Annotated in this window: 11 protein-coding genes; 8 read left to right on the top strand and 3 right to left on the bottom strand. The window is 39.2% G+C overall.

All coding sequences use genetic code 11. The annotated features are described in order from the left end of the window. Position 1: 1 nt before the first annotated feature. Entirely contained in the window at positions 2–1,060 is a 1,059-nt protein-coding gene (locus tag BFP71_RS01290; RefSeq protein WP_069833649.1) for an efflux RND transporter periplasmic adaptor subunit, read from the bottom strand. Between the two features lie 61 nt (positions 1,061–1,121). Between BFP71_RS01290 and BFP71_RS01285 the strand changes: the two genes are divergently transcribed. Then, on the top strand, positions 1,122–4,295 hold the full coding sequence (locus BFP71_RS01285) for an efflux RND transporter permease subunit (protein ID WP_069833648.1): 3,174 nt from the start codon (positions 1,122–1,124) through the stop codon (positions 4,293–4,295). Positions 4,296–4,393: 98 nt separating this feature from the next. Beyond that, positions 4,394–5,485, top strand: coding sequence for a TolB-like 6-bladed beta-propeller domain-containing protein (locus BFP71_RS01280; RefSeq protein WP_069833647.1), 1,092 nt, complete (start codon positions 4,394–4,396; stop codon positions 5,483–5,485). On the opposite strand, the gene BFP71_RS01275 is transcribed toward BFP71_RS01280, so the two are convergent. Then, positions 5,482–6,714, bottom strand: a complete 1,233-nt coding sequence (locus tag BFP71_RS01275; RefSeq protein ID WP_069833646.1) for a glycosyltransferase — start codon at positions 6,712–6,714, stop codon at positions 5,482–5,484. The genes BFP71_RS01280 and BFP71_RS01275 overlap by 4 nt on opposite strands. Before the next feature lie 262 nt (positions 6,715–6,976). Here BFP71_RS01275 and miaE point away from each other — a divergent pair, with 262 nt between their 5' ends. Together miaE and BFP71_RS01265 are read left to right on the top strand one after the other, a co-directional pair. Then, complete coding sequence (gene miaE, locus BFP71_RS01270) at positions 6,977–7,564, top strand: tRNA-(ms[2]io[6]A)-hydroxylase (RefSeq protein WP_069833645.1); 588 nt, start codon at positions 6,977–6,979, stop codon at positions 7,562–7,564. An 84-nt stretch (positions 7,565–7,648) separates the two neighbouring features. After that, a complete protein-coding gene (locus BFP71_RS01265; RefSeq protein ID WP_069833644.1) occupies positions 7,649–8,263 on the top strand; it encodes a hypothetical protein in 615 nt (204 codons plus the stop codon). A gap of 4 nt (positions 8,264–8,267) precedes the next feature. Here BFP71_RS01265 and BFP71_RS01260 read toward each other — a convergent pair whose 3' ends face one another. Beyond that, positions 8,268–8,765: a DUF4293 domain-containing protein gene (locus tag BFP71_RS01260; protein WP_069833643.1), complete on the bottom strand. Its 498-nt coding sequence runs from the start codon at positions 8,763–8,765 to the stop codon at positions 8,268–8,270. A 128-nt stretch (positions 8,766–8,893) separates the two neighbouring features. Here BFP71_RS01260 and BFP71_RS01255 point away from each other — a divergent pair, with 128 nt between their 5' ends. Genes BFP71_RS01255 through BFP71_RS01240 form a run of 4 tightly spaced genes read left to right on the top strand, consistent with a single transcriptional unit; the run spans position 8,894 to position 13,159 of the window. Continuing rightward, positions 8,894–10,093 carry a thiolase family protein gene (locus BFP71_RS01255; protein ID WP_069833642.1) on the top strand — a complete coding sequence of 400 codons (1,200 nt, stop codon included), beginning with the start codon at positions 8,894–8,896 and terminating at the stop codon, positions 10,091–10,093. Positions 10,094–10,112: 19 nt separating this feature from the next. Then, positions 10,113–10,859, top strand: a complete 747-nt coding sequence (truA, locus tag BFP71_RS01250) for a tRNA pseudouridine(38-40) synthase TruA (RefSeq protein ID WP_069834522.1) — start codon at positions 10,113–10,115, stop codon at positions 10,857–10,859. Between the two features lie 3 nt (positions 10,860–10,862). Beyond that, complete coding sequence (locus tag BFP71_RS01245) at positions 10,863–12,638, top strand: ABC transporter ATP-binding protein (RefSeq protein ID WP_069833641.1); 1,776 nt, start codon at positions 10,863–10,865, stop codon at positions 12,636–12,638. Next, a complete protein-coding gene (locus BFP71_RS01240) occupies positions 12,635–13,159 on the top strand; it encodes a hypothetical protein (RefSeq protein WP_069833640.1) in 525 nt (174 codons plus the stop codon). Before BFP71_RS01245 ends, BFP71_RS01240 begins: the two co-directional genes overlap by 4 nt. Positions 13,160–13,204 lie beyond the last annotated feature (45 nt).

Below are 13,204 nucleotides of genomic sequence, written 5' to 3'. Positions count from 1 at the left end.
CTTAATTGTTATTTAAGTCAGAACTGATGGCCACTTTTGCCTCATGTCCAATTTGAAGTAGGTTGTCAGAAACAATGACTTGATCACCTTCCTCAAGTCCCTCTAAAATTTCGATATCAACCCCATTATCAAGTCCTACTTTCACATATTTCCATTTTGCCATACCGTCTTCAAAAGTAAATACTACCTGACGGCCTGATTTGATGACCAAAGCATCTCGAGGTACAATAATATTGTCCGACTGCGGTATTCTTATCACAGCATTCGCATTCATGCCAGGTAGTAAGCCTTCGGTATCTTTTAATTGCAGCTTAACTTCAACCATGCCATTATCATCCACTTTGGGATTGATTTCATTGACAAATGCCTCGAATACTTTTTCCCTAAAGGATAACGCGTATACATCCGCTCGTTGGCCTATGCTCACGTATTGATAATCTGTTTCTAGGATTTTTGCCGACAGCGTGAGGTTTTTCGGTTCATAAATAGCGGCTAGCTTGCTACCACTCGATACTATGTTGCCTTCTTTTTCTTCCAATTCAGCAATGATTCCCGTGATTGGTGCCAAGATTTGAGTTTTGGCTAGATTCATCTCCGCCTCTCTCAGGTTAATCCTTGCTGTAGGTACTCCATTTTGAACTTCTATGTTTTTCTTTTGTAAATCACTGATTTCCGATCCGTAGGTCATGGAAGCATCTGTGAATCTGACTTGGGCATCTTCAAGGGCTACTTTGGCTTTCTCTAATGCAAATTCTTGTTGAGTATTCTCAAGTTGACCAATGATTTGGCCTTTTTTAACCATCTGCCCATTCTTAATATTGAGTTGTTCTAATACACCACTTCCTTGAAAAGTAATGGCCAGTTCATTGCCCGAAGCGATTGTTCCAGAGGAATTAATCAAGAACTCAAAAGGTCGATATTGGGCGGTGGCTACAGAAATCATTGTAGGGGCCACATCCTTTTTGAGCGATTGTGTTTCGGGGATTTCAGTTTCTACCTGCTCTGGTTTACAACTAAAAATACAGGTGATTAGAAATAGGTAGATTATTTTTTTAAACATATTTGTTAAAAATAGTACGAAACAAATGAATTAAAAATAAAAATTTGCGTAAAATTACGTTGTGCATTCCGTACAGAGACCTTTCAGGCTAATCATTGTTTTTATAGTACTTGCCATTATCGGTATAGCAACTATTCCTCGCCTGAATATTAACTTCACGCCTAATTATCAGGTTCCTGCACTTACAGTCTCCTATAGTCTTTCCAATTCGTCTCCGGATATCGTAGAACGTTTGGCAACTTCACCAATTGAAAACGCTTTATCACAACTAGAGGGTTTAAACGGGCTAAATAGTGTATCTGGTTATGATTTTGGACAAATAACTTTAGATTTCGATAAGAATGATGATATCGATTTTAGAAAGTTTGAAGTCAATACCATCATCAGAAATATTTATAAAAAACTACCTGAAAATCTGTCTTATCCTCGCGTAGAACAGAGTAGTGGTGAGGATAATCGAATTCAGGAAACGCCCATTCTTTCTTATTCAATTAACGGCCCTTTTGCCTCACATAAGCTTCAGCAAGAAGTAAATGAATTTATCAAGAAACCTTTGTCTCAGATAAAAGAGGTAAAGGAGGTAAATGTAACTGGTGGAAACCCTCTTCAAATTACCGTAGACTTTGATTTGCCAACGCTTATTCGTTACGATTTAAACAAGGCCCAAATCGTTCAGGCATTAAATACCAACAGTAGAGATGTTTTTGCTGGAATGGCTCAACTGGCAAGCGGTCAACAATTCTTTTTGAAAACGTCCTCCCGCATGTTGGATTTGGACAACCTTAGAGAAGTCGAAATTGCCTTGATTGATGGGAAAGCAATTAGACTTAAAGATGTGGCCGAACTCTACATTGAAGAGCAAAAACCAAATTCCTATAAACGGATCGATGGTAAGAATGCTGTTTATATGAGTATTTATGCTCGCGCTGGAGTCAATAAAATTGTGTTGGCTGAAGAGGTGAAGGAAAGCATAGCACAGCTACAACTAAACCTCAATAGCGATATAGGTATTACACTAGAACAAGATGATACAGAGTTTTTGGCAAAAGAGATGGATAAGATTTACATCCGAACAGCCTTGTCTATTTCTATTCTGATCATTTTTATTTTACTCATTAATCGAAGCCCAAAATACCTTTTCACGCTCTTTTTAGGGATTATCGTCAACCTCTGTATTACCGCCATTCTAATCTTTCTCTTTAAAGTAGAATTGAATATTTACTCGATTGCTGGTGTAACAATATCCTTTGGGCTGATTGTGGATAATGCAATTGTGATGCTCGATCATATGCATCGGAAAAAGAATGCGAGAATTTTCCTGGCACTTTTGGCAGCATCGTTAACCACGATTATGGCTTTGCTGATCGTTCTTCTTTTGCCAGAAGAAGATAGAAGGGACCTCACGGACTTCTCTATAGTTGTAGCGATCAATTTAGGCGTCTCACTCCTTATAGCATTGTTCTTTACGCCTTCCCTTTATATACTACTATTTAAAGAAGAGTTGTCTATAAGAAAACAGCTAAGCATTAAGGGGCTTAGAAGGCGTGTGAAAGGCTTTAGAGCTTACACCGCAACGATTGGTTTTATTCTTCGATTTAGGAAAACATTTATTCTCATGGTGATTTTGGCTTTTGGCTTGCCTGTATTCAAATTACCTGTACAATGGGAAGGTCAAGAATGGTATAATAAAACCATAGGAAGCGACAAATACCAAGATGATATTCGGCCTATTACTGATAAGGTTTTGGGTGGAGCCTTGCGGAAATTCGTTAACGAAACCTATTCTGGATACAGATATGGTTCTCCTGAGAGAACCAGACTGTCTGTTAGAGCAACCTTACCATTCGGGACAACACTAGAAGATGCAAATTTCGTTATTTCAAAAATTGAGGAATACATAGATGGTATTGAAGGGCTAGATAAGTACATAACGAATGTAAGGACAGGGTCGGCTGATGTTTCCATTATGTTTAAGGAAGCATATGAAAATTCAGCTCTTCCATATCAATTGAAAGCTAGGCTACAATCAAGGTCAGTAGATTTAACTGGTGTTGAATGGCGAATTACGGGCTATGGTCAAGGTTTTACAGCTGGAGGAGAGAGTGGTGGATCATCAAGCCTATCTATAAAAATGAAAGGTTATAACTTTGATGAACTCGAAGTACAGGCTAAAATTTTGGCCGAAAAACTCAAAAATCATTTAAGGGTTAGTGAGGTAAATGTAAATGCACAAGCAGGTTGGTACCAAAAGTCTACGAGTGAATATGTTCTAGATTTCGATATAGATCGATTGGCATCTGCAGGAATAAATCGAGGTGATGTTATCAGAATGTTACAGGATTTAACACCTGCCAATGGCGCATCACTATCGGCAAATTACAATGATGAATTGTTGAACGTATATGTCGAAGCGGGTAGTGCTGATAGGTTTTCCAAATACGATCTAACCGACCAAACTTTGCCTTTGGATACCGCTAGATTTATCAAAATTCAAGATTACGCTTCTCTGACCTTTGAGCAAACTGCGAATAGAATTTTCAAGGAAGATAGACAATACATTCGCCGACTAGCTTATCAGTATAACGGAGCACCTAAATTTGCTAATAGACATAGAGAAGCTACCATCGAAGAAATGACAGCAGTACTACCTGTAGGGTATACTGTGGAAAAGAGCGACAATAGATGGAGTAGTTCTAGTGAAAAAGAAAAGTACAACTTGCTTCCAGTTTTATTGATTGGAATTTTCTTTATATGTGCCGTACTATTCGAAAGTCTGAAACAACCGCTACACATTATTGTGACGATACCAATTTCATTTATTGGCCTCTTCCTAATATTTACGCTATTCGATTTCCCAATGGATTCTGGGGGGTATGCCGCATTTATTCTATTAGGAGGCTTGGTAGTAAATGCATCGATTTTTGTGGTAAATGATTTTAATAACAGCAACAAGCGAAATCATAATCGTGCCATATTAAAGGCATTAATGGGGAAAGCACAGCCAATATTATTGACAGTACTGTCTACCTGTTTCGGCTTAATCCCCTTTTTACTGGAAGGTGAAAATGAATTCTTTTGGTTCTCGCTTGCCATCGGAACGATTGGTGGTTTAATCTTTTCCATGATCGCAGTATTCGTATGCCTACCAGTTTTCTTATCGCGCAAACCGGTTCGAATTCCAAAGAAAAGGAAGCAGGCCATTGAAGCTCAAGTTAATCCAACCTTAAGTTTATAATTACTCGGGTACTTCTGATTGTTTCGTTTTATATGTTTATAGATCAAAAAACGATAATCAACTTAAAATCGATGGCATTTACTTAAATAATCAATCCTATGAAAAAAATTATTGAGTATTTGCTCCTCCTTTTGATCATTTCAGTTTGTGCCTGCAAAAAGGAGTCGAAAGTTATTCAACCAACTACTTCTCCATTTGATACAACAATAGAGGTTCTGGGACTCTTGGATACTTTATTATTGACGGAAAATATTTTGAGTACAGCTGGCTTTGTTTCGACTTCCGATATATTGTTTTCAACAAGTAATAATTCGACCCCGATTATTAAAGCTTTTGATTATTCTGGTAAATACTTAGGCGGCTTTGGTAAAAAGGGAGAAGGCCCGGGTGAGTTCAATCGAGTAAATGGGGCAAATTTTAACAGAATAGGTAATGATATTGTGGCAAGCTCTTCAGAGTTTGTAAGGCGCTATGGAGTTACAATGGGACCAAATGGACTTCAGGTTGAAGTAAAGGTCGAGAAGAAAATTCCTGGATTTTATCGTCCAATTAACGATATATTCATGATAAATGATTCCACTTTCGGTGGAGTGGTAGGTTTTACTCATAATGAGTATTCAACATTTACGATAAACGGCGATACTTCTAGTTTTGGGGATTTCCTTGACCTAGAACCTGAAGTTCCAAGGACGGCCTATTCTGATCTTTATCAAAGCAGAACAGCGTCGAAGCCAGATAAAGGTAAAGTAGTATCTGCCTATACTCGTTTCCCCTTTCTCAAGATAGAGAACCTAATAACTGGAACATCAAAAGTTGTTGAAGTATTGCCTGAAAATCAACAAAAACCAATTGAAATTGGTCCTTACAAAATGGGCTTGCGTGGTTTGGGTTATTATAGTTACTTCCAGAGCTTGGAGGCGAATGATGATTTTATAATTAGTATCTATCAAGAGAAATCTTTTGAAAAAGTGGATCCTCCGACCAATACAGGTAATTTGAGAAGTGTGCCTTTGACAGAGCGTAAGTCTTATATATTTGATTGGGACGGTAATCCAATTCTGGCTCTCAAAATTGAAGAATGGATGCAAGTTTACACCATCACGCCTGACAATAGAATCATCTTTTTTCACCCTGAACAAAAGGATGAACTCTATGTCCTTGATTTGATTTCTTTAATCGATAGTGTTTAGAGATCTCCAACAGCCCTTAAAAGTTCTCTTGTTCGAGAATCCCAATCGAAATCAGCATGATCCATAGCTTTGATGATGGGTATGTTTGGATGGAAGTTATCCCTCACAAAATGTACGTACTTCATGCAAAGGAAACCATCGAACCAAATAAAGAACTGTTTTCTAAATTGATCGTTTGATTTACAGTTTACCTTGATCAACTCCAATTTTTCTTGGAAAGAGAACTCCACCATAAAGGCTTTAGAAATAGGAGATAGGCGTTCTAATACTTCAATAACTTCATCCTGATAAAAGTCATCGACTGTACGAAAAAGATCCTTCAGTTCTGAGAAAATTTTCGGGTCATAAGCAAGATAAATAGATTCCGATTGATCCAACCAATCCTGTTGTGCTTTGCCTGTACCAAATGGTACCCTATCTGACGTTCTACAAGATGGATATACCTTCCCAAGGTTAACCTCGGTAAATTTTTCATGTGGAATAATCTTGTGCAAAAAGTAGAAATCTTCCCCTGCTTTCCGCTTGTTCATTCCACCATGTTTGGCATAAACAGATGCTTTTACAAGCATACATGAACCGATGGTTTGAATAGCATAAGGGAAGCCAGCATATTTCAACCCTTCCACATAATACCTTAGAAATAGCTCGTAATAAAGGATGCCAGTTTTTAGAGATAAGTCCGACTCTCTTTCAAAGAGGTGTTCGTATGACACCTCACCCAGTCCTGCATCGGAAGCTGTAAATTTTTGATCAATGGACTTTAGATAACTCTTGGAAACAGTGCAGTCGGCATCCAAACATACAATTGTACCATCTCGATGAATAGATATAAACCTTCTGAGGGCTTCATCCATGCCAATTTTTCTGGCAAGTCCTACTCCAGCGTGTTTGGCTGGCATAGAAAGAGCTTCGATGAGGTGAAATTTTAAGGTGCTATTTAGGTGGTTTTTCGACCATTGATTGAATTCTGAAAGGGTCTTACGGTTCTGTTTATTTTCCGCTTCATTTCCCACTTCAGATTTTTGATTTAAAACGACTAACACTTCGACAGAAACGTCAGGCAAATCACAAGCGACTAAGGATTCTAATGTGCCGAGTAGGTTCGGTTCATTGTGACATGGAATCACAATAATCATCTCGCATTTTGGGTCAATCGGTTCCTGAATTAAAGGTTCTTTTTCAGCGAACCTCTTAAAGTAGTTCTCGATATACTTTTGAGGAATTGGCACAGAGCAAACCTAATCATCGGGGTATCAAAAAACCTAAACAATGGTCTTAAATGTGTAGATGTTAATCTATCTCATAAAGTTAATAGGATGCCCTGCTGTCGTTTTCTTGATTACTTACCGTTTTGACCAGGCTGAGTTCGAAACAATAACTCCTTGCGGTATAACGAAAGGCGTAGATGTACTTTTGTTGTTAAACATTCCTTGGCACTCCTTGAATATTCTTTCGTTTCAATAACTTAGGGCCAAGTTTAAAGCAAATTTCATGAAGTATTCTGTAGAAGTATTGACTGCGTCTTCGCAAGATTGGATAGATGCTGTAATGGCCGATTTCCCTTCATTTTTACAAGATCATGCCGATTGTGAGCGTAAGGCTTCTGCCATGGCAATGAGTTTGATAGCAAAATATCCAGATCGGGATTTAATTATCCCAGATATGATCGAAACGGCGCTTGAGGAGCTCGAACATTTTCAACAGGTATATGAAGTAATGAAACAGAAGAACGTGCCGCTGCCAGCTAAAATGGAACCAGATTTATATATACACCAGTTGATGAACGAGGCAAAAGGAGGCTCATCGGATTCACGTTTCTTAATTCGGTTGCTATTAGGCTCCGTAATTGAGTGCCGGGGTTGCGAAAGGTTTAAGTTAGTCGCAGAGAATATTGATGACCCTGTGCTAAAGAAATTTTACAAAGAACTATGGGTGTCTGAGGCTAAGCACGGTAATATCTATGTGAAACTGGCGCTGAATTATTTCGATGAAGACCTTGTCTATTCCAAATTGGACGAACTCATGCAAAAGGAGGCGAGAATTCTGGCCAATCTGAAAATAAGATCTGCGCTACATTAACAGATATTAACCGCTTTAAACATCTATTAACTAGGCTTAACGGTTATTTAGAAATGGTTTCATTTGCTTGCAACAAAAAACACCATGAAAAAGACACTTTACATCCTAACGATGTTTTTTACAGCATCAATATTTCTTTTTGGACAAGAGACAGATAAGAAATCAGCTTCAATTGATATTACCATCAACCCACTAGCTGCTGCTCAGAAAAATGAATTATTCGGCGGTATGTCCATTTGGTATAACAAACCGATTAATGATCGAATTGTACTAGGGGTTGAAGGATTTTACTCCTTCGGTAAGAATATCAGCAACACCATCATTGACGTAACTACAGAGGGAGAAGCCAATGTGAGAGATGCACATAACATAAAAATGTCATTGAGTTTAGACATGAAATACTTCTTGAAAGAAGGAGTTTACGAAGGACATTATTTTGGAGCAAGAGTAAATAACCTCCTAACTTTTGCATCCACTAGAGAGCAATTGTCATTTACAGCTTCCGACAGAACATTTGAAGCATTACCAATGATTGGCGTCTACTACGGATATAGAAAGACTTTTCTTAAGTCCTTTTTTGTTGACGCTGCCATAGGAATTAATCCTCATTTTCAGCCCTTTCGAGACGTAAGAATAAATCGAGATCAGGTGCTAGACTTTAGACTAACGATCGGCTATAGAATACCAACAGGAAAATAAATCGCTAACGAATTCTATCAACAGATTTGACCAGTTTTTCATCTTTACGGATGAACCTATTGGCCAGAATGTTTAAAATCATGGCTGCTGCTGGAAAGAAAAAGCCCGCTTGAATGCTCCCTTGTATTTCAGGACTGATTTTTTCAAACTCAGAGATATTATAAAAACTCAGACCAAGAGTAGCAGCCATTAATAATGCATTTAATGCACCTAGTTTCATTTGGTTCAGTCTGTTTTTAAACTGAAAAACAGAAAATATGGCTACCAAAGAAGCCGCAATTGCTAAAACACCAATGTACCAGGTAGAGGTAGTAGAAACGACGGTGTCGTCAGACTTATCGGATAAAGTTCCAGCTGTATCAATAACTTCCATTTTAAAAGCCGTCATCACTGAAACCGTGTTGTTGCTTTCGTTTACTTCTGCCCAAATAAAATAGGCGAGTACCATTCCCATACAAACAGCGACACACAATAAAAGGACAGTTTGAATTCTTTGGATCATTGTTTTGTTATTTGATCGACAAATTTAAGCGTTCGGATTTTAGAATTACGTTTTGCTTTGGAATTTTCAATGCTAAACCAAAATTCTTTACTTCGTAGCTTCTAAAGCTCACACCGTAAATTATAGCCATGGAATCTGCTTATATCGTTGATATTGTAAGAACACCAATAGGAAAGTTTGGAGGAACTCTTGCCTCGGTAAGACCCGATGATTTAGCTGCTCACGTTATCAAATCGCTCTTAGCTAGAAATGCATCTTTCGATCCTGCGTTGGTAGAAGATGTGATCTTTGGCGCAGCTAATCAGGCCGGAGAAGATAACCGAAATGTCGCTAGAATGGCGGCTTTATTGGCAGGTATGCCTTTAGAAGTTGGTGGAATTACTGTCAACAGACTTTGCGCTTCTGGGCTTCAGTCTATTATGGATGCCAGTAGAGGACTAATGGTGGGCGATGGAGATGCATATATTGCCGGAGGAACAGAAAGTATGACAAGAGCACCCTTTGTCATGGCTAAATCTGAGACGGCATTTAGCAGAGCAACTGACATTTATGATACGACTATTGGATGGAGGTTTCCAAATCCAAAATTATCGGAGCTTCACTACCCTTACGGAATGGGTGAAACGGCAGAGAATGTTTCAGAACGATGGAAAGTTAGCCGTGAAGCACAAGATGAATTTGCCCATCATACGCAGTTGAAGTATCAAGCGGCACACGATGCAGGTAAGTTCAAAGAAGAGATCGTTCCGATAGCTGTACCGCAACGAAGAGCCGATCCAATTCATTTTGATAAAGATGAACACCCAAGGCTATCCTCAATCGAAAAATTAGCGAGTTTGAAGCCAGCATTTAAGAAAGATGGAAGTGTCACGGCAGGTAATTCCTCTGGAATTAATGATGGAGCTGCAGCTTGTCTCATCGTTAATGAGAATACTTTAAAGAAATACAACCTAACACCAATGGCGCAGGTGAAATCAATGGCCATTGCTGGTGTTTCACCAGATATAATGGGTGTCGGTCCTATTCCAGCTTCAAGAAAGGCGCTAAAAAGAGCAGGGTTGAAGGCTAGTGATTTAGATCTAGTTGAACTTAACGAAGCTTTCGCGGCACAAGCTATTCCTTGCATGCAAGAACTAGAGTTAGATCCTGCCAAAGTAAACGTAAATGGAGGCTCAATCGCCATAGGCCATCCACTTGGTGCTAGTGGCACGAGGATTACAGCAACACTACTCCACGAAATGAAAAAGCAGCCCAATGCCAAGTACGGTTTAGCGACGATGTGCATAGGAGTAGGTCAAGGTGCGGCAATAGTCTTTGAAAAATGTTAAGCCACTAGAAAATTTAGATTTGGCCCGCTACTTTCTTCATCTCAGTTATAAAGGTACTCGCTACCATGGTTGGCAGATTCAACCCAATGCGCATACTATTCAAGCTGAGATACAAAATGGTCTTTCCACCATTTTAAGAGAGGAGATTAGCATAATGGGTAGTGGAAGAACAGATACTGGGGTGCATGCAAAAGTGCAGGTTGCACATTTTGACTATGATAAACCATTAGTGTCAGAAGAATTGGTGTATAAACTGAACAGTATTCTTCCAAACGATATAGCCATCAATGCTTGCCGACCTGTGGAGGGAGATGCACATACTAGATTCGATGCGGTTGAAAGGGGGTATCACTATTTTATTCACACAAAGAAATCACCTTTCCTGATTTCAGATAGTTATTACTTTAGCCAAGCGCTAGATTTGGGTTTAATGAATTTGGCAGCAGAGAAGTTAGTTGGTGAGCAGGACTTTGAGAGTTTTAGTAAGGTAAAAACCGAAGTGAATAACTTTATTTGCAACATCAGCCATGCAAACTGGTTTATAGAAAACGATCAGTTGGTTTTTCACGTAAGGGCAAACAGGTTTTTACGTGGTATGGTCAGGGCTTTGGTCGGAACCTTGCTACTAGTAGGGGAAAATAAACTTTCGGTTGAAGACTTTGTCCAAGTCATTAAATCAAAGGACAGGCAAAAGGCAGGCCGAGCGGTGCCACCTCATGGGCTATTTTTAACGGCGGTTAATTACCCCAAAGACATTTATCTCTAGCAATTGGAACAAGAGAAAGAAAAAGTAAAAAGTGGTAACCTGATCGATTTTCAGGTGTTGAGAAGACTGTTTCGGTTTGCTGAGCCATACAAGAAACAGTTTTACCTTTTGGTGTTCTTGACCATATTCATGGCCCTTTTGGCACCTATTCGCCCTGAACTTGTCCGAAGAGCCATTGATAATTATGTGCCAGAGGGAGACTATGATGGTCTAGTTTTTATGACCACCATTCTGATCGTGCACCTCGTCCTCTCCGCAATTGTACAATACTCCCATACCTATTTGTCGGGGTGGGTTGGTCAGGTAATAATCAAAGATGTTCGCGTAAAACTCTATGAGCACCTGCTCAAGCTTAAACTCAAATTTTTCGATAAAACTCCTATTGGCCGACTGGTTACCAGGAATGTTTCGGATATCGAGACGCTCTCCAATGTGTTCAGTGAGGGAATTGCCGCGCTTATTGGAGATTTACTTCAACTGGTTGTGTTAATGATCGTGATGTTTGTGACAGATTGGAGGCTAACACTGGTTAGTTTATCGTCCTTACCGCTCTTAATTTTCAGCACATATATTTTCAAGGAAAAAATAAAAGTTACTTTCAATCAAGTCCGTAATGCCGTTTCCAATCTTAATTCCTATGTTCAGGAACATGTAACAGGAATGAATATCGTCCAGATTTTTAACGCCGAAAAGCGAGAAATGGAGAAATTCAAAGAGATCAACGAAGAGCACAAAAAGGCACATATCAAGTCAGTACTTTACTATTCGATCTATTTTCCGGTGGCTGAAATCATACAAGCCGTCGCGATAGGGATGGCAGTTTGGTATGGGGCTAGGGGTATTTTGGTGAGTATAAACACAGGGCCAGGCGTGATCATTGCCTTTATCATTTACATTCAGATGTTCTTTAGACCCATCCGAATGATTGCCGATCGGTTTAATACGCTTCAAATGGGTATAGTAAGTTCTAATCGGATCTTCGATCTTCTGGATAGTAAAGAAAATATAGCTGACCAAGGCACTTATGAACCAAAAGAAATTCGAGGAAAAGTCTCGTTTAAGAATGTTTGGTTTGCCTACAACGATGAGGATTACGTCTTAAAAGACATTTCGTTTGAGGTAAAAGAAGGAGAAACGATCGCTTTGGTAGGGGCTACTGGCGCAGGGAAGTCATCGGTAATTAATCTCTTGTCTCGGTTTTACGAAATTAATAAGGGTGATATTGAAATCGATGATCGAAATCTAGCTGAGTTTGACCTGGGAGCATTGAGAAGCCATATTGGGGTTGTTCAGCAGGATGTATTCTTATTTTCCGATACCATTCGCCAAAATATTACGCTTGGCAACCCTGATATTCCAGATGAAAAAATGCGAGAGGCAGCCAAGTTGGTTGGCGTGGATAAGTTGATCGAAAGACTGCCTGGCGGATATGACTACAACGTGATGGAAAGAGGCTCCACTTTGTCAGTTGGCCAGCGTCAGTTGATTTCTTTTGTAAGGGCCATGGTTTATGACCCAAAGATCATAGTTCTAGATGAAGCTACGTCATCAGTGGATACGGAAACGGAAGAATTAATACAAAGTGCTATAGAAGTGCTTATGAAAGGGAGGACTGCCATAGTAATAGCACATAGACTTTCTACCATTCAGGGTGCTGATAAAATCATAGTTTTAGACAAAGGTGAAGTGAAGGAAATTGGTAGTCATCAAGAACTTATTGATCATAATGGGTTTTATGCCAACCTTTATCAAATGCAATACAAAGAAGTAGTTACATGAGTAAGAAATTAGTCACTATACTTGGAGTCACCACGATTGCGATAATAACAGCAGTTTATTTATACCTCGGCGGCCTAAATTCTGTTGAGTACTCTCTAGAAAATATTTCTGATTACAACCTTGTTGGAATTCCTTTTGAAGGTAAGGCGAAAGATAAAGCTATTGAGGAGGCCTATTTTGAGGCTAAAGCATACATTGAGAACGGTACCATTTCTGGAACATTGGCATTGGTTCATTACAATGACACTACATTGGAAAAAGATGAGCAAAAGCTTTTCATAGGCATAAAATTAAATGGTGGAACGTCCAAAGTTCCAGAAAACTACGAGCGCATAACTATTCCGGCAAGAATGGCCATGAGAGCGACTATCGAAGCGCACAATTCTGTAATGCCAAGTCCTCATAAAATTGAAGAAACCCTTTATCAGAAAGCCGAAGAACTGAATTTGAAGCTTCAAGACTTCACGGTAGAACAATACGTTTCTGCCAACCTTTTGATCATAGATATGATAGCCAAGTAACCAGCAGGGTTATACAATCTTATAGAGTTTGTGTGAAGGTTTAGA

The organism is Roseivirga misakiensis, from assembly GCF_001747105.1.
Taxonomy (GTDB): domain Bacteria; phylum Bacteroidota; class Bacteroidia; order Cytophagales; family Cyclobacteriaceae; genus Roseivirga; species Roseivirga misakiensis.
This window is presented reverse-complemented; position numbering and strand designations above follow the sequence as displayed.

Bases quoted from the DNA above. Each gene is read 5' to 3' on its own strand.
- BFP71_RS01290 (WP_069833649.1), bottom strand. From the start codon at position 1,060: ATGTTTAAAAAAATAATCTACCTATTTCTAATCACCTGTATTTTTAGT.
- BFP71_RS01280 (WP_069833647.1), top strand. From the start codon at position 4,394: ATGAAAAAAATTATTGAGTATTTGCTCCTCCTTTTGATCATTTCAGTT.
- miaE (WP_069833645.1), top strand. From the start codon at position 6,977: ATGAAGTATTCTGTAGAAGTATTGACTGCGTCTTCGCAAGATTGGATA.
- BFP71_RS01265 (WP_069833644.1), top strand. From the start codon at position 7,649: ATGAAAAAGACACTTTACATCCTAACGATGTTTTTTACAGCATCAATA.
- BFP71_RS01260 (WP_069833643.1), bottom strand. From the start codon at position 8,765: ATGATCCAAAGAATTCAAACTGTCCTTTTATTGTGTGTCGCTGTTTGT.
- BFP71_RS01255 (WP_069833642.1), top strand. From the start codon at position 8,894: ATGGAATCTGCTTATATCGTTGATATTGTAAGAACACCAATAGGAAAG.
- BFP71_RS01240 (WP_069833640.1), top strand. From the start codon at position 12,635: ATGAGTAAGAAATTAGTCACTATACTTGGAGTCACCACGATTGCGATA.